The following is a 16,800-nucleotide window of genomic DNA, read 5'->3' as shown; positions in this document are numbered from 1 at the left end:
GACGGGAACCTGCGAAGGATCTTAACAGCGCTGTACACTCACGCACATGGCAAGGCAGGGGGACCCATGGAGCCGATACTGGAATTGGAAAGTGCACGCTTGGTGCTGCGCCAATGGCGCGACAGCGACCTGCCGGACTTTGCGCGCATGTGCGCCGACCCGCAGGTGATGCGTTACTTCCCGGCGCAATTGAGCCACTTGGAAAGCGCGGCGCTGATCGGCCGGATACGCGGGCATTTTGCTGAATATGGCTTTGGTTTCTGGGCTTTGCAGCGCAAGGACACCGGTGAGTTTATCGGCCTGACGGGGCTTGCGAATGTCAGCTTCGAAGCCGGCTTTACCCCGGCGGTGGAAATCGGCTGGCGCCTGGCTCGCGAACATTGGGGCCTGGGCTACGCCAGTGAAGCGGCCTGGACGGCGTTGCGCTGTGGTTTTGAACGCCTGCAACTGGACGAAATACTGGCTTTCACCACCGAGAGCAATCTGCCCTCACAAAAAGTCATGCAGGCCATCGGTATGCATTACGATCCGCAGGCAGATTTTGAACACCCGAAAGTCGCAGCCGGTGACCCGCTGCGCCCGCACGTGTTGTACCGCATCACCCGCGCCCAATGGTTGGACACGCTGCACGGATAAGCAGGCGGTCATGCTCAACAGAAACCCTGTAGGAGCGAGCTTGCTCGCGAAGAACGCAAGAGCGCTGCGGTAAACCAGAAGCGCTGCGTCATCGTTAACGACCTTCGCGAGCAAGCTCGCTCCTACAGGTAGATACCGTTTTGCTTTGAGGAGAGTTTCAATGAGCCAAGTATTGGAAGATCTGGTGGACTTGCTGACCCTGGAGCCGATCGAGGAAAACCTCTTTCGCGGCCGCAGCCAGGACCTGGGCTTTCGCCAGCTGTTCGGCGGCCAAGTGCTCGGCCAGTCGCTGTCGGCGGCCAGCCAGACCGTAGACGAAGCGCGCCACGTGCATTCCCTGCACGGTTACTTCCTGCGCCCTGGCGATGCGGCCTTGCCGGTGGTGTATTCGGTGGACCGCGTGCGCGATGGCGGCAGTTTCAGCACGCGTCGTGTCACCGCGATTCAAAAGGGCAACCCGATCTTCACCTGCACGACTTCGTTCCAGTACGACGAAGAAGGCTTCGAGCACCAGACCACCATGCCGGTGGTAGTGGGCCCGGAAAACCTGCCGTCGGAGCTGGAGCTGACCCAGCAGCGTGCGCACCTGATCCCCGAGCACATGCGCGACAAGCTGCTGTGCCCCAAGCCCATCGAAGTGCGCCCGGTCACCGAAAAAGACCCGTTCAACCCGCAGCCGTCCGACCCGGTCAAGTACGTGTGGTTTCGTGCCGACGGGGCCTTGGCGGACACGCCAGCGCTGCATAAATACCTGTTGGCCTATGCCTCGGACTTCGGCCTGTTGACCACTTCGCTGCTGCCCCATGGCAAGACCGTATGGCAGAAAGACATGCAGGTCGCCAGCCTCGATCACGCGCTGTGGTTCCACGCCGACCTGCGTGCCGATGACTGGTTGCTGTACGCCATGGACAGCCCGTGGGCCGGCAACTCCCGGGGTTTCTCCCGGGGCAGCGTGTACAACCGCGCCGGGCAACTGGTGGCGTCGGTGACTCAGGAAGGTTTGATCCGCCATCGCAAGGATTGGGCATGAGCCTCGGCGACGTTAAGCACTGGGTGTTTGACATGGACGGCACGCTCACGGTGGCGGTGCATGACTTTGCGGCTATCCGCGTGGCGCTGAACATTCCACCCGAAGACGACATCCTCACGCACCTGGCGGCCTTGCCGGCGCAGGAGGCAGCGGCCAAGCATGCCTGGTTGCTGGAGCACGAGCGCGAGCTGGCCCTGGGGTCGGTGGCGGCGCAGGGCGCGGTGGAGCTGGTACAGGAATTGGCCGCGCGTGGTTATCGCCTGGGCATCCTGACCCGTAATGCGCGGGAGCTGGCCCATATCACCCTGGAGGCGATTGGCCTGGCGGACTGCTTTGCCATTGAGGATGTGCTGGGGCGTGATGATGCGCCGCACAAGCCGGACCCAGGTGGGTTGCTGAAGCTGGCGGCGGCTTGGGACGTGGCACCGAGCCAGATGGTGATGGTGGGGGATTATCGCTTTGACCTGGATTGTGGTCGGGCAGCGGGGGCCAAGACGGTGTTGGTGAACTTGCCGGAGAACCCTTGGCCGGAGTTGGCGGATTGGCATGCCGAGGATTGTGCGGCGCTGCGCCGAATGATCTAACCCAGGCGACAGAGATCAAATGTGGGAGCTGGCTTGCCTGCGATAGCGGTGGGGCAGCTGACACTCTGTCAACTGACAGTCCGTCATCGCAGGCAAGCCAGCTCCCACATTTTGATTGGGTTCCCTTCAGGTGCTACTGGGTAAACAGCACCTTTTCTCCCTCTGGCGAGGTGAACATCTTATCCCCGTCATGCCCCACCCCCGGCACTTCCACCAGCCTGTGCCCCAACTGCGGATGCCGCTGCTTGAGGTAATCAAAGTAGTTGTGCCCACGTATCAGCCGATACGCGCCCTGGGTCTCGGCCTCGCAGCTTTTATCCAGCGCCGGATGGTTGGGGTCGGTGTCCTGCTGGCCCAGCAGGTAAGTGATATCCCGTGACACGTAGGCCTGTTCCAGTTGTTGGGCACCTCGGTCACCCACGTAACCCGGCAGGTTTTGCATACCGTACTTCCAATCGTTGAAGCCCGGGCAACTGGCCGCATCGAACTTCACCGGGCGTTGCGGGCTGAAGTACGCATAGGACGACGGGTTAGCCACCACATACCGCAGGCGGATGCCTTCAGTGTTCAGCAGCGGGTGATCGTGGCCGGTGAGGGCGAAGCGCTGCACCACTTGGCCGCCACCGGAATGCCCGGCAACCACGATTTCTTTCAGCGCCGGGAACAGTGTGCGGTCGCCCAAGTGCTTGATGATCTGGTCCAGAGCGCCAAAAGAGCTGATTTGCCCTGGGCCGGTGGACGCTTCGCCAGCCATCCAGTCGTTGCCCTTCCAACGCAAAACTTGATCGTCCAGGTGGTTACGCTTCACGTCCGTTTGATTGAGAAACTGCGGTGCGATCACCAGCGTACTGTCGCCCACCCCTGCATGCTCGGCGGCGTCTATGCCGCTTTGCAGGTAGGTTTGCGCATTGCGCAGGCGGCCATGCACGATGATCAATGCGCGGGTGACCTTGGGCAGCGGTTGGCGCCAATCCTGGCTCAGGCCCAGGCTGAGGTCGCCGGCCTCCAGATGAAAGCGATCGGGGCTGACCACCTTGACGCCGTGTTCAGCCGCGAAGGTGCAACAGGACACGAGCACACCCAGCAGTAACCCCAATTGTTTGATCATTTAAAGACTCTTGGCCGCGAAGGTATCGCATTGAGTGATCTGGCCCTGGGCGAAGCCGGTCTTGAACCAGCGCACGCGTTGGGCCGAGGTGCCGTGGGTGAAGGAGTCCGGTACCACGCGCCCCTGGCCCTGCTGCTGCAAACGGTCGTCGCCGATGGCATTGGCTGCGTTCAGGGCTTCTTCGATATCACCGGGTTCCAGCCAGTTCAGGCGTTTTTGCGCATGGTTGGCCCACACGCCGGCAAAGCAGTCGGCTTGCAGTTCCTGGCGAACCAGCAGGCCACCGTCGCCTTCCATCTGCCGACCCTGTTGGCGCGCCGTCTGGATCTTGGACGAGATGCCCAGCAACGTTTGTACGTGGTGCCCGATTTCGTGGGCGATCACGTAAGCCTGGGCGAAATCACCGGCGGCCTGGAAGCGTTGCGACATTTCCCGGAAGAAGTCCAGGTCCAGGTACACCTGCTGGTCAGCCGGGCAGTAGAACGGGCCGCTGGCTGAGGTGGCGCCGCCACAGGCAGAGTTGACCCGGCCACGGAACAGGATCAGCTTCGGGTTCTTATACGCCAGCCCGTTTTCCTGGAACACTTGGCCCCAGGTGTCTTCGGTATCGCCCAGCACGGCGCGCACGAAGTCGGCTTGCTCATCGTTGGCTGGCGGCGCTTGACGCGGCTGGGTGCTGACCGACGGCGCTTGTTCCATCTGGCCGGTCAATTGGCCGAGGATCTGCATCGGGTCCTGGCCGGTCAGCCAGCCAATGCCGACGATCAGCACGATGGCCGTGAGGCTCAGGCCCTTGCCGCCGCCGAAGCGCATACCGCCACCGCCGCCGCCACTGTCATTACGGGCATCCACCACGTTGTCGCTGCGTCGGCCTTTTTTCCATAGCATGGGAGCAATCCTCTGTGTGCTAACCGTGATTGATTATGGTCGGTATTAACGGCAATAGCCTTCGCCAGTGGCAACGATCAGGCAGTCTTTTTTATCTGCCAGCCACTTCAAACCGGTGGCGGCGCCGTCGCCAGCGCGCAACAGCTGCGGGCCGTCGGGACGGGTAAAGGCGATGCCGTCGTCAGTGGCCTCACCTTTGAACGTGCCGGTGTCATCGGCGTCGAGGCCGTATTGCATGGTGAGAAGGTAGTGGCCGCGGCCAATGCTGTCGTCCTTGGCGATGGTCAGGTGCAAGCCTTCGACACCGATCCACTTGCCGACCCATTGATCGGTGGGCGGGGTCTCTGGCACCAGAGTCGCTTGCACGGAAGCGGGCGCGGGCTTGGGGGCTTCTTTCGGGGCTTTGTCGCAGGCAGCGAGCAGGGCGAGGGCAGACAGGGCAAAGAGGATTTTTTTCATAGCGGCAAGGCCTTGGTTAAAAAGTGTGCAACGCCGGGGCGAGCGTGCAGCGTTGGACTCGGATCCATCGATTTAGTGCGCTGTTCGCCCGGTGTTTGGTTATGCTCTTGGGGCAGACTCCGGCCCGGCTGCTAGATTACCGGGTTGAGCGCGACTTGGTTCAGTGCTCAGCGTCCCGCTCGCCACACAAGAGAATTCAATGACAGTCAGTACCCCGCTCTCCGGCGTCAACCATCCGTTCAAAGGCATCCTGCTGATTGTGCTGGCGACGTTCCTGTTCTCCAGCCACGACGCCTTGTCCAAATACCTGGCCGGGTTTTACCCGATCGTGATGGTGGTGTGGGCGCGGTACATGGTGCACACCTTGCTGATGGCCGGGATCTTCCTGCCGCAATCGGGCCTGCGCGTGTTGCGCAGCAAACGGCCGGGCATGCAGGTGGTGCGGGCGTTATGCCTGTTGGGCACCAGCCTGTTCTTCACCACGGCGCTGCATTACATCCCGCTCGCCGAGGCCACGGCGGTGAACTTCCTGGCGCCCATCCTGGTGACGGCGCTGTCGGTGCCGTTGCTCGGTGAGCACGTGACCCGTGGCCAGTGGCTGGCGGTGATCTGCGGGTTTATCGGCGTGGTGATCATCATCCACCCCGGCGGCGAGTTGTTTACCCCGGCGGTATTGCTGCCGCTGTGCTCGGCGTTGTTCTTCTGTTTCTACCAGTTGCTCACGCGCATCCTCAGCCAATACGACAGCCCGACCACCAGCAACTTCTTCGCCGGCCTGTGCAACACCTTGGTGATGAGTGCGATGGTGCCGTTCTTCTGGCACGTGCCGACGCTGTGGCACGCGGTGATGATGCTGGCGCTGGGCACCTGCGGGATGACCGCGCACTTGATGCTCACCCAGGCGTTCCGCTTCGCGGCGCCGGCTTTGCTGGCGCCGTTTGGCTATTGCCAGATCGTGTTCGCGGGGTTGTTGGGCTGGCTGGTGTTCAGCCATACCCCCGATATGACCACGCTGGTGGGTATCGGGGTGATCTGCATGAGCGGGTTGGCCGCTGCCTGGCAGCAGCGGCGGCGTTAGTTAAACATCTACCGTAGGGATCTTGCGCGGCGCCATGAAGTACATCCACACCAGTGCGATGAAATACATCGCCGGGATCAGGGTGAACAAGATCGTGTAGTTGTTGTTCGTCACCGTGAGGATGTGGCCGACGATCTGGGTCATGAACATGCCGCCGATGGCCGCGCACATGCCGCCGAAGCCGAACACCGTGCTCATCATGTGCTTGGGCGTGTAGTCCATTACCAGGCTCCAGATGTTGGCGGTCCAGGCCTGGTGCGCGCCGATGGCCAGGGAGATGGCAAACACTGCGACCCACAGCTGGCTGGAGCCAGCCGCCATGATCACGCCGACGATGCAGCAGGCGAACAGCAGCATCGACAACAGCCGCGCCTTGATCGAGTTCATGCCACGGCCAATCAGGAATGACGACAGGATCCCGCCGCCCACGCTGCCAAAGTCGGCGGTGAGGTAAATGATGATCAGCGGAATGCCCATCTGGGTCACATTGATGCCCAGGTTGTATTGCTGGTTCAAGAACGGCGGCAGCCAATACAGGTAGAACCAGAACACCGGCGCGGTGAGCGAGTAGGCGAGGGCGAAGGCCCAGGTGCCACGCATGCGCAGGATGCGGCTGAACGGCACGCGGGGTTGTTCCGGCTCGACTTCCTGTTGCACGTAGTCCAATTCGGATTGTTTAACGGTGGGGTGGTCTTCCGGGTTGTAGTACTTCAAGCCCCAGAGCACCAGCCAGATACCGCCGAGTGCCGACATGCACAGGAACGCCGCCTGCCAGCCCCACACGTGCAGGATCAACGGCAGCAGCATGGGCGTCATCATCGCGCCGACGTTGGTGCCGGCGTTGAAGATGCCGGTGGCCACTGCGCGTTCACCCGCCGGGAACCACAAGCGTGTGGTCTTGACGCAAGCCGGGTAGTTGGCCGCTTCGGTCAGCCCGAGGATAAACCGGCAGACCATAAAGCCGACTGCCGAAGTAGCCAGGCCATGGGCGCCGGTGGCCAGGCTCCACAGCAGCACGGCGCAGAAGAACACACGCTTGACGCCAACCCGGTCGATCAGGCGGCCTTGCAGCACAAAACCGATGGCGTAGCCGACCTGGAACCAGAAGTTGATGTTGGCGTAGTCCATCGCCGTCCAGCTCATTTCCTTGGCGAGGATAGGTTGCATCACGCCCAGGGCGGCGCGGTCGATGTAGTTCAAGGTGGTGGCGAAGAACACCAGGGCCAGCATGCCCCAGCGCGTTTTACCCACGGCCAGGGCACCGCGGATCTTGTCGCCTATACCGGCGTGCGGGTTGCCCGGGCGCGCGGCCAGGGCTGAGTTTTGCAGAGGCATGAGGTTTGTACCCGTTTTTTGAAATTCTTATGGTGTGTTCTGGGTCTTTGTTACGTGAACGAATTGCCCGGTCGATGGTGCGCAGTGGTTAAAAAGTCGTCAATTCGCCAAAGGGGCTTAGTGTTCGATAATCGCACCAAAAACTAACCGGTTCGTACATTTTAATTGCTGCCTGTAGGCTGGGGGCGAATAATTTGCCACAAACAACAATTGCCGGGAGTCTTCCATGCAACGTTCTATTGCCACTGTGTCCTTGAGCGGCACCCTGCCGGAAAAACTCGAAGCCATTGCCGCCGCCGGGTTTGATGGGGTGGAGATCTTTGAGAACGACTTGTTGTATTACGACGGCAGCCCGCGGGAAGTCAGGCAGATGTGCGCCGACCTGGGCATCGCCATCACCCTGTTCCAGCCGTTTCGCGACTTCGAAGGCTGCCGCCGTGATCGCCTGGCGCGCAACCTGGAACGTGCCGAGCGCAAATTCGATTTGATGCAGGAACTGGGCACCGATCTGGTGCTGGTGTGCAGTAACGCCTCGGCCGACAGCGTGGGCGACGAACGTATTCTGCTCGATGACCTGAGCCTGCTGGCCGAACACGCGGGCAAGCGCGGCCTGCGCATCGGCTATGAAGCCCTGGCGTGGGGCAAGCATGTGAACACCTGGCAGCAGGTGTGGAACCTGGTGCGCCAGGTCGACCACCCAAGCCTGGGTGTGTTGCTCGACAGCTTCCACACCTTGTCGCTCAAGGGCGACCCGAGTGCCATCGCCCAGATCCCCGGCGACAAGATTTTCTTCGTGCAAATGGCCGACGCGCCGATCCTGGCCATGGATGTGCTGGAGTGGAGCCGGCATTTCCGTTGCTTCCCAGGCCAGGGTGAATTTGACTTGGCGGGCTTTCTCGCGCCAATCATCAAAAGCGGCTACAGCGGGCCCTTGTCCCTGGAAATTTTCAACGATGGCTTTCGCGCCGCGCCCACCCGCGCGAATGCGGCGGATGGCTTGCGCTCGTTGCTGTACCTGGAAGAAAAAACCCGCCAGCGCCTGGCGCAGGAAGCCCCCGCTGCGCCGGTGGACATCCTGTTTGAAACCCCGGCGGCCAGCGAGTACGACGGTATCGAGTTCCTGGAATTTGCCGTGGATGAAAGCCTCGGCGCCAAGCTGAGCAATTGGCTGGAACGCCTGGGTTTCGCCAAGGCCGGCCAGCATCGCTCGAAGAATGTGAGCCTGTTGCGCCAGGGCGATATCAACCTGATCCTCAACTGCGAACCCTATTCCTTTGCCCATAACTTTTTCGAGGCCCATGGCCCGTCGTTGTGCGCCACGGCGGTGCGGGTCAAGGACAGTGCCAAGGCCCTGGAGCGGGCGGTGGCCTACAAAGGCCAGCCTTATCGCGGCCTAGTCGGCCCCAACGAGCTGGAATTGGCCGCCGTGCGGGCGCCGGACGGCAGCCTGATTTACCTGGTAGACCCCAGCGAAGGCGGCTTGTACGACACCGATTTCAACCTGCAGGCGGCTACACCCGCCAGCGGCGGCTTGTTGCGCATCGACCACATGGCCATGGCCTTGCCGGCCGACAGCCTCGACAGTTGGGTGCTGTTCTACAAAAGCCTGCTGGATTTCGAAGCCGACGATGAAGTGGTGCTGCCCGACCCTTACGGCCTGGTGAAAAGCCGTGCATTGCGCAGCCGCTGCAGCTCGATCCGCCTGCCGCTGAATATCTCCGAAAACCGCAACACCGCGATTTCCCACGCGCTCTCCAGCTATCGCGGTTCGGGCGTGCACCACATTGCCTTCGATTGCGCGGATATTTTCGCCGAGGTACGCCGGGCCAAAGAAGCCGGTGTGCCGCTGTTGGACATCCCGCTCAACTACTACGACGACCTTGCGGCGCGCTTCGATTTTGACGATGAGTTCCTCAGCGAGCTGGCGTACTACAACGTGCTGTACGACCGCGACGCCCAAGGCGGTGAGCTGTTTCATGTCTACACCGAGCCGTTCGAAGGGCGGTTTTTCTTCGAGATCATCCAGCGCAAGCACGGCTATGCCGGCTACGGCGCGGCCAACGTGGCGGTGCGTCTGGCGGCGATGGCCAAGTCACGCAGCGGGGCGGTGCGTCAGGCCCGTTTATAAGGGCAGGGTGGGTGCTTCCTTCGGGGAGCGCCTCGGCCCATAATCGGGCCTGCCCAAGCAATCGCCGTGAGCGCACCATGACCCTGACCCCTGACCTCTGCGCTGTGTCAGACGCACCGCGCAAGAGTCGCAAGAACAATCCGGAAAAGACCCGCGAAAATATTCTGCAAGAAGCCATTGTCGAGTTTGTTCAGCAGGGCCTGGCCGGCGCACGCGTGGACGCCATCGCCGAGCGCATCCATACCTCCAAGCGCATGATCTATTACTACTTCGGCAGCAAGGAGCAGCTATACGTCGAGGTGCTGGAGAAGCTCTACGGCGATATCCGCAACACCGAAACGCGCATGAACCTCACCGCGCTGGAGCCGCGTGAGGCGATTCGCCGGTTGGTGGAGTTCACCTTCGATCACCACGACCAGAACGTGGATTTCGTGCGCATCGTCAGCATCGAAAATATCCACAACGCCGAGTACGTCAAGCGCACCGAGACCATCAAGGCGATGAACAGCAAAATCCTGGAAGGGCTGGGGGAGACCTTGCGCCGCGGGGCTGAGTTGGGGCTGTTTCGCGAAGGGCTGGAGCCGCTGGATGTGCACTTGCTGATCAACTCGTTCAGCTTTTATCGGGTGTCCAACCGGCACACCTTCAGCGAGATTTTCCAGATCGAGCTGTCGGATGAGGCGATCAAGCAGCGCCATCGGGAGATGATTTGCGAGTCGGTGCTGCGCTATCTGCAAGCCTGAGAGCTGATCGTTCCCACGCTCTGCGTGGGAATGCCGACATGGACGCTCTGCGTCTGCTGTCAAAGTCGTGACGCGGAGCGTCACGGGAGGCGTTTCCACGCAGAGCGTGGGAACGATCATGATGGGGTTGCATCCCTAGATATTCATGCTCTGGAAATGCGCCAGCATCCTGTCTGCATCCGCCACTTCCCCGCTGAACAACTCAAACGCCTTCACCGCCTGAAACACCGCCATATTGCCGCCATCCAACGTACGGCAACCCAAGGCGCGGGCATCGCGTAGCAGTTGGGTTTCCAACGGGAAGTACACGATCTCCGCTACCCACAATTCGGCCCGCAATAACGCGGCTGGCACCGGCGTGCCGGGCAACTTGGCCATGCCCATCGGCGTGGTGTTCACCAGGCCATCGGCTTCGGCCATGGCGTTTTCCAGGTGGCTGCCGACTTGAGCGCTACCGGCACCGAACTGCCGGGCAAGGTTATCCACAAGGTCCTGGGCGCGGGTGCGGTCGACATCGAAGATGCTCAACTGCTCCACACCTTCTGCCAACAGTGCATGGGCCACCGCCGCGCCCGCGCCACCAGCGCCCATCTGCACCACGCGTTGGCGCGGTACGTTGTGCAAATTGCGCCGAAAGCCTTCGGCGAATCCCAGGCAGTCGGTGTTATGGCCGATGCGCTTGCCATCCTTTAACACCACGGTATTGACCGCGCCAATGCCCCGGGCCTCATCGGAGAGCTCATCGAGCAGCGGCAGGATCGCCTGCTTGCACGGGTAGGTAATGTTTAAACCGGTGAAGTGCATCAGTTCGGCGGCCCGCAGTAATTCTGGCAGGGCGTTGATGTCCAGGTGCAGCGGCTCCAGGTCGATCAGGCGATACAGGTAGCGCAAGCCCTGGGCGTCGCCCTCCTGTTCGTGCAGTGCCGGGGTGCGTGAGGCCTGGATGCCGGCGCCGATCAGGCCGGCGAGAATGCGTGGTTTCATCAGGTGCGTCCCTTCAGCGTATGGCTGAAATGTTCCAGGGCCAGGTGGTAGCCATGGCTGCCAAACCCGGCCAGCACGGCCTTGGCGATCGGTGACACAAACGAGTGATGACGAAAGGCTTCACGGGCGTGCACGTTAGATAAATGCACTTCGATCACCGGCACTTCACTGGCTACCAGGGCATCGCGGATCGCGACCGAGGTGTGGGTCCAGGCCGCCGGGTTGATCACGATACCGGCGCAGCGGTTGCGGGCGGCGTGGATCCAGTCGAGCAATTCGCCCTCGTGGTTGGTCTGGCGAAACTCGATGGTCAGCCCGAGTTTGTCGGCGCTGCGCCCACACAGGGCAGCAATGTCGGCCAGGGTTTCATGACCATAAGTGGCAGGCTCGCGGGTGCCGAGCAGGTTGAGGTTGGGGCCGTTGAGCACCAGCACGATGGGCGGCATAGAGGCTTCTCCACAGTTCTTATTGGTTGTGGAGTCAAAATGTACTGGTTGGTTAATTTGGTCAATGGATGGCAGCGGATCTGTTCGGTGATCGAACGTTTAATCAAGGCAAACGCTAGGCTCAATCGGATTAGATATCAATTGAAAACCATTCTCGACAACGCTTAAGATGCCCGCCTGTTTCCTTAACATTCCAGGGAGTCGGTTTGTCGGACGTGGATCTCAAGGGCCTGTTTCTCAAGCATGCTGATACGCTGCGCGGGTATCTGGCCCGCAGAGTACGGGACCCGCAATTGGCCGCAGACCTGGTGCAGGAGAGCTTCCTGCGCCTGGCAGAAAAACCGGCCGGTGAGCGTATCGACAACTCCCAGGGCTATCTCTATCGAACGGCGAGCAATCTGCTGATCGACCATATTCGCCAGGAAGCACGGCGCAAGACCGACACCGTGCCCCACGAGGCGCTGGCCGAGATTGAAGATGACGTGGCCGGGTTGGAGGCTCAGGCAATGGCGCAGCAACAGCGGCAGACATTGAAGCAGGCGCTTTCGGAATTGCCGGCGCGCACCCAGCAGATTTTCCGCTTGAACCGTATCGAAGGCATGACCCACGCTCAGGTCGCCCGGCATCTGGACATCAGCGACAGCAGCGTGCAAAAGCATCTGGCCAAGGCCTTGGCGTACGTGATGCAGCGCTTGCAGGAAGGCGAGGTGACGCCATCCGACGAATGAATTACCGAAATACGCCAGGCCAGACGTCACAGCGTCTATATAACGAGAATTCGAGATTCACACGTGAATAGCCAGGGACCGCAACAGCACAGCATTACCGAGGCGGCCGCCGAGTGGGCGGTGCGTCTGCACGCCGGTGCCTTGAGCGAACAGGAACAAGCCGAACTGCGCCAGTGGATCGCCCGCGACAGCCGCCACGAAGCGGCCCTGCGGTTTGCCGAGCAGACCTGGGCGGCGCTGGGCGAGGTGCACAAGGACGAGACTGTACACGGACAGCGCCCGCGCGCGGCCGCTACACCCTTGCGCCGCGCCAAACGCCGACGGCCGTGGCAACGTGTGGCCGCCGTGGCGCTGGTGCTGGTGGCGGCGGGCATCGGCTGGGTACGCGGGCCGGATGCCTTGCTGCGCCTGCAGGCCGACTACGTCACCCACAAAGGCGAAGTGCGCACGGTGCACCTGGCCGATGGTAGCGTGGTGTCGCTTGATTGCGACAGCGCCATTCGCCTGGAGTACGACGGCGTACAGCGCGGCGTCAGCCTGCTCCAGGGCTCGGCGATTTTTCAGGTGGCGCCGATGGCCGGCGAAGAAACCCGACCGTTCGTGGTGCACAGTGCCGGCGGCCAGACCCGGGCGCTGGGCACACGGTTTGTGGTCGAACGTGAGAGCGAGAGCCAGGCTTGGGTGGGCGTGCTGCAGCACAGCGTCGAAGTGTCAGTGCCGGCTTCACCCAGAAACGGCCCTGCCGAGCAGGTCCTGCAACAGGGCCAGGCTGCGCGCTACAGCCCCCAGGACGGGGTGGTCAGCCTGGATCAGTTTGATGTGGATCGCGCCACCAGTTGGCACCGTGGTGTGTTGATCTTCGACCGGCAGCCGCTGGCCAAGGTCATCGAGCAACTCAACCGTTACCGCCCCGGGCGTGTGGTGTTGGCTAACGCGGACCTGGGCGAGCGCGAAGTCAGCGGCGTCTTCCGCCTGGACATGCTCGACAGCGCCCTGGCCATCCTGACCCAAGAGCTTCAAGTGCAACGCGTGGAGCTGGCTGGCCTCAGCCTGATCTACTGACCTTCCCCCGTTAAAAACCGATGCCCCTGTAGGCGCGAGCTCGCTCGCGAAAATACCCAGGGCACCGCGTTTTCGTTGACGTTCTTCGCGAGCAAGCTCGCTCCTGCAAAAAATATTACTGACTTCCCGCGCCTCGCACGTCTTGCTAGGTGAGAAGTATTCGCATAAACAAAAAATGCTCAGCGCAGGGATCACCACCAATGTCAGCACTCACCAAGGGGCGTATCACCGGCAGCCGCTTAGCCCTGGCCATTCACCTGGGGTTGTTCACCGTGGCCGTACCGGCCTATGCGCAGCCTCCAGCTGCCACGGCTCAGTCCGCCGTGCTGACGTTCGATATCCCTGCGCAATCCCTCGGCAGTGCGGTGCTGGCGTTCGCTGACCAGGCCGGCCTGCAAGTGTTGTTCGACAGCCAGCGCTTGCACGGGCTGAGCAGCACCGCGCTCAAGGGTCGCTTTGACGTGCAGGAAGGCCTGGGCCGCTTGCTCGGCGCCGCCCCGGTGGAGTACCGCTTTACCGGGGATCGCCAGGTCACCCTCACCCGGGTCGAGCAACAAGCCGGTGCCCTGGCCTTGGCCACCACCACGGTCACCGGCCTGCACCCGCAGGATTGGGTGTATTCAACTCCGCGCGCGGTGAGTGTCGTGGGGCGCGAACAGCTGGATCGCAACCCGCCGCGTCATGCCGCCGAGATGCTGGAAGAGGCGCCGGGCGTCTACTCCGCTGTCAGCCAGCAAGACCCTGGGTTGTCGGTGAATATCCGCGGTATCCAGGACTATGGCCGGGTCAATATGTCGGTCGATGGCATGCGCCAGAATTACCAGCAAAGTGGTCACCAGCAACGCAATGGCACGTTGTATGTCGACCCGGAGTTGCTGTCCGAGGTCGTGATTGAAAAGGGCGCGACCTCCACCCAGGGCGGTGCGGGGGTGATTGGCGGGGTGGCCAATTTCCGCACTCTGGAGGCCGCTGACCTGCTCAAGGATGGCAAGCAAATCGGCGGGCGCATTCGGCTCACCTCGGGGCTGGGTGGGCGCAGCAACGGCACGCACTTTATCGGCAGTTCGGCGTTTGCCGTGGGCACCGATGTGTGGGACATGCTGGTGGCCGCCAGCGAGCGTCACCTCGGTGATTACAACCCCGGCACCCGGGGCAGCATTGGCGAGCTGCGTAGCGGCGCTGCGTACATGCCGGCCAGTGAGGAGCGGATCAAGAACACCACCGTTGCCTATTCGGGCTCGGTGATGCGTTCACGCTTGCTCAAGCTGGGGCTCAATCTTCCGGTTGAGCAGCGCCTGCAACTGAGCTACCTGGTCACCGAAGTCGACTACGACGACGTCAATATGATGACCGCCGAAAAGCCCCAGTTATGGGAAAAGCTCGGCAGCAGCAACGTCAAGGCGCAGAACTTCGCGCTCGATTACAGCTATGCGCCAGACAACCCGCTGATCGACTTCAAGGCCAAGCTCTACCATGTCGATACCCGCAACGACCAATCCACCCTGGCCCGGGGTATCAGCAAGGCTTACGACGTCACCTATCAAACCAATACCTACGGCGCGCAGGCGCAGAACCTCTCGACCTTTGCCCTTACGGATCTGGCCACCCTCAAGGCCAATTATGGGGTGGAGTTTTTCTACGACAAGGTCCGGCCGGACTCCAACCAGAGGGTAGAGGCAGGCTCGGCGCTGACGGCCTCGGCGGCGGAAAGCATCACGCCCAAAGGTGATCGCGCCATGGGCAGCCTGTTCGGGCGCCTGGATTTCGACTACGACGGTTGGCTGAACCTCAACGCCGGCTTGCGTTATGACCGTTATCGGCTGCGCGGCGATACCGGCTTGAACACCCGTACCTTCATCATCGGCACCACTCGCCAGATCAGTGTGCCCACCACTTATGACGTGGATCGCGAGGAGGGCCGTTTTTCGCCGACGTTTGGCTTGTCGGTCAAGCCGGGTGTGGATTGGCTGCAACTCTTCGCCACCTATGGCAAGGGCTGGCGCCCGCCGGCAGTGACCGAAACCATGGTCAGCGGCCGGCCCCACGGCGGCGGTTCGGAGTCGATTTTCCCCAACCCTTACCTGAAGCCGGAGCGGTCCACGGCGTGGGAAGCCGGCTTCAATGTGCTCAAGGAAGACCTGCTGTTTTCCGATGATCGCGTGGGCATGAAGGTGTCCTACTTCAACACCCGGGTCGATGACTTTTCCTATATGGCCCTGGGCGTGCAGCCGCCGGGTTATGGCAACGTCAATATCGGCAGTGCGGCCTATGTGAACAACCTGGAGACCACGCGTTTTCGGGGGCTTGAATACCAACTCGATTACGACGCCGGTTTTGCCTACGGCCAGTTCAACTACACGCGCATGCTTGGCAGCAATAAGTTCTGCAGCAAAACCGCGTGGCTGGGCGGCGTGACCAAGACCCAGAAACGCCCGGGTAACCGTGCCCCGGTGGACGCGATGGTGCCGGACGACGCAGCCAATGCCAGCGTGGGTTGTAGCGCGATCCTCGGCTCCTCCGAACACATGCCCATGGACCGCGGCACCGCCACGCTGGGGGCGCGGTTCTTTGAGCGCAAGCTGGACGTGGGTGTGCGTGCCCGCTACAGCGCCGGCTACTACGTCAAGGGCGCCGCCGGGGTGACCACCTCGCAAACCGGCGTCTACCCCGCTGACTGGAAGCCCTACACCGTCTACGACCTGTATGGCAGCTACCGCGCCACCGACCAATTGACCCTGCGCCTGGCCATGGAGAACGTCACCGACCGCGCCTACCTGGTGCCTCTCGGGGATGTGCTGGCCTTCACCCTGGGCCGTGGGCGCACCGTGCAGGGCACCGTTGAATATCAGTTCTGACCGCTTTTGCCCAGTGACGGGCAAAACCACAGCAGGCACCGGCTTGCTGGGGAGTGACCACCCAATGACTTGGAGTTTTGCATGAGCATTTCTATTTCATACAGCACGACCTACGCCGCCAGCACCGTCGCCCAATACCTGAACGACTGGTCGGCTTACTTTGGTGATCTCAACCACCGTGAAGGTTCGGTGAAAGAGGGTGTGAACACCGGTGGTTTCAACCCGGGGCCGTTCGACGGCACCCAATATGGCGTGACAAGCAGCGTCAGCGATGCGGCGGTGGTGGCTGAAGGCAGCCTGCATTACACCCTGTTCAATCCGCCGACCCACACGCTGTGGGGTTCGCTCGACGGCCTGACCCTGGGCGATACCCTGGCCGGCGGCGCGAGCAGCGGTGGCTACACCATCGCCAACCAGGAAGTCAGCTTCACCAACCTGGGCCTGTCGAGCCTGCAGTCCGAAGGCCGCGATGGTCAGGTGCACAAAGTCGTGTACGGCCTGATGAGCGGCGACAGTTCGGCGCTGGCCTCGGCCATCGACACCCTGCTCAAAGGCATCGACCCTAGCCTGTCGGTCAACTCCACCTTCGATCAACTGGCCGCTGCCGGTGTGGCGCATCAGGAGCCGGCTGCGTTTGCGGCTGCCGATGTGGGCCTGGTGGGCATTCAGGACGCGCCGCACGACTTCGCCCTGGCCGCCTGATGCAAAAAAGCCGATGAAAGATCGCTCTTTCATC

The 16,800-nt window shown here is 61.8% G+C and carries 16 protein-coding genes; 10 read left to right on the top strand and 6 right to left on the bottom strand.

What is annotated here, in order from left to right; genetic code table 11:
- Positions 1-66 precede the first annotated feature (66 nt).
- From V8689_RS25210 to V8689_RS25200, 3 genes are all read left to right on the top strand, one after another.
- Complete coding sequence (locus V8689_RS25210; RefSeq protein WP_056791991.1) at positions 67-636, top strand: GNAT family N-acetyltransferase; 570 nt, start codon at positions 67-69, stop codon at positions 634-636.
- Positions 637-796: 160 nt separating this feature from the next.
- The gene (tesB, locus tag V8689_RS25205; protein ID WP_032895201.1) at positions 797-1,666 is read left to right on the top strand and encodes an acyl-CoA thioesterase II; all 870 of its coding nucleotides are present in this window, start codon (positions 797-799) and stop codon (positions 1,664-1,666) included.
- Positions 1,663-2,250, top strand: a complete 588-nt coding sequence (locus V8689_RS25200; RefSeq protein ID WP_056791993.1) for an HAD family hydrolase — start codon at positions 1,663-1,665, stop codon at positions 2,248-2,250. Before tesB ends, V8689_RS25200 begins: the two co-directional genes overlap by 4 nt.
- A gap of 133 nt (positions 2,251-2,383) precedes the next feature.
- Here the strand turns inward: V8689_RS25200 and V8689_RS25195 are convergent, their stop codons facing one another.
- From V8689_RS25195 to V8689_RS25185, 3 genes are read right to left on the bottom strand one after another with little or no spacing between them, the layout of a single operon-like run.
- A complete protein-coding gene (locus V8689_RS25195) occupies positions 2,384-3,358 on the bottom strand; it encodes a hypothetical protein (protein WP_056791994.1) in 975 nt (324 codons plus the stop codon).
- Positions 3,359-4,246 carry a KPN_02809 family neutral zinc metallopeptidase gene (ypfJ, locus tag V8689_RS25190; RefSeq protein WP_056791996.1) on the bottom strand — a complete coding sequence of 296 codons (888 nt, stop codon included), beginning with the start codon at positions 4,244-4,246 and terminating at the stop codon, positions 3,359-3,361.
- Between the two features lie 45 nt (positions 4,247-4,291).
- Positions 4,292-4,705, bottom strand: a complete 414-nt coding sequence (locus tag V8689_RS25185) for a lipoprotein (protein WP_056791998.1) — start codon at positions 4,703-4,705, stop codon at positions 4,292-4,294.
- Positions 4,706-4,904: 199 nt separating this feature from the next.
- On the opposite strand from V8689_RS25185, the gene V8689_RS25180 reads away from it, so the two are divergent.
- Positions 4,905-5,783 carry a DMT family transporter gene (locus V8689_RS25180; RefSeq protein ID WP_056792000.1) on the top strand — a complete coding sequence of 293 codons (879 nt, stop codon included), beginning with the start codon at positions 4,905-4,907 and terminating at the stop codon, positions 5,781-5,783.
- On the opposite strand, the gene V8689_RS25175 is transcribed toward V8689_RS25180, so the two are convergent.
- The gene (locus V8689_RS25175) at positions 5,784-7,118 is read right to left on the bottom strand and encodes an MFS transporter (RefSeq protein WP_056792002.1); all 1,335 of its coding nucleotides are present in this window, start codon (positions 7,116-7,118) and stop codon (positions 5,784-5,786) included. It abuts the gene before it with no gap.
- Between the two features lie 226 nt (positions 7,119-7,344).
- Between V8689_RS25175 and quiC the strand changes: the two genes are divergently transcribed.
- Complete coding sequence (quiC, locus tag V8689_RS25170; protein ID WP_056792003.1) at positions 7,345-9,246, top strand: 3-dehydroshikimate dehydratase QuiC; 1,902 nt, start codon at positions 7,345-7,347, stop codon at positions 9,244-9,246.
- Between the two features lie 77 nt (positions 9,247-9,323).
- A complete protein-coding gene (locus V8689_RS25165) occupies positions 9,324-9,989 on the top strand; it encodes a TetR/AcrR family transcriptional regulator (protein ID WP_032895207.1) in 666 nt (221 codons plus the stop codon).
- Between the two features lie 135 nt (positions 9,990-10,124).
- Here the strand turns inward: V8689_RS25165 and V8689_RS25160 are convergent, their stop codons facing one another.
- Both V8689_RS25160 and aroQ read right to left on the bottom strand, forming a co-directional pair.
- Positions 10,125-10,973, bottom strand: a complete 849-nt coding sequence (locus V8689_RS25160; protein ID WP_056792005.1) for a shikimate dehydrogenase — start codon at positions 10,971-10,973, stop codon at positions 10,125-10,127.
- The gene (gene aroQ, locus V8689_RS25155) at positions 10,973-11,419 is read right to left on the bottom strand and encodes a type II 3-dehydroquinate dehydratase (RefSeq protein WP_003194361.1); all 447 of its coding nucleotides are present in this window, start codon (positions 11,417-11,419) and stop codon (positions 10,973-10,975) included. The genes V8689_RS25160 and aroQ overlap by 1 nt, the downstream gene beginning before the upstream one ends.
- A gap of 206 nt (positions 11,420-11,625) precedes the next feature.
- On the opposite strand from aroQ, the gene V8689_RS25150 reads away from it, so the two are divergent.
- The 4 genes from V8689_RS25150 to V8689_RS25135 all read left to right on the top strand — a co-directional run bounded on the left by V8689_RS25150 (position 11,626) and on the right by V8689_RS25135 (position 16,766).
- Positions 11,626-12,147 (top strand): RNA polymerase sigma factor, encoded by a 522-nt coding sequence (locus V8689_RS25150; RefSeq protein ID WP_056792007.1) that lies wholly within the window; start codon positions 11,626-11,628, stop codon positions 12,145-12,147.
- 63 nt (positions 12,148-12,210) lie between these two features.
- Positions 12,211-13,209: a FecR family protein gene (locus tag V8689_RS25145; RefSeq protein WP_056792009.1), complete on the top strand. Its 999-nt coding sequence runs from the start codon at positions 12,211-12,213 to the stop codon at positions 13,207-13,209.
- A 200-nt stretch (positions 13,210-13,409) separates the two neighbouring features.
- Entirely contained in the window at positions 13,410-16,064 is a 2,655-nt protein-coding gene (locus V8689_RS25140) for a TonB-dependent receptor (RefSeq protein WP_056792011.1), read from the top strand.
- A gap of 81 nt (positions 16,065-16,145) precedes the next feature.
- Positions 16,146-16,766 carry a heme acquisition protein HasA gene (locus tag V8689_RS25135; protein WP_032895212.1) on the top strand — a complete coding sequence of 207 codons (621 nt, stop codon included), beginning with the start codon at positions 16,146-16,148 and terminating at the stop codon, positions 16,764-16,766.
- Positions 16,767-16,800 lie beyond the last annotated feature (34 nt).

This window comes from Pseudomonas sp. AK181 (assembly GCF_051122975.1).
GTDB lineage: Bacteria > Pseudomonadota > Gammaproteobacteria > Pseudomonadales > Pseudomonadaceae > Aquipseudomonas > Aquipseudomonas lactis.
The sequence above is the reverse complement of the archived record's forward strand: the minus strand, read 5'-3'. Positions and strand labels throughout refer to the sequence as shown.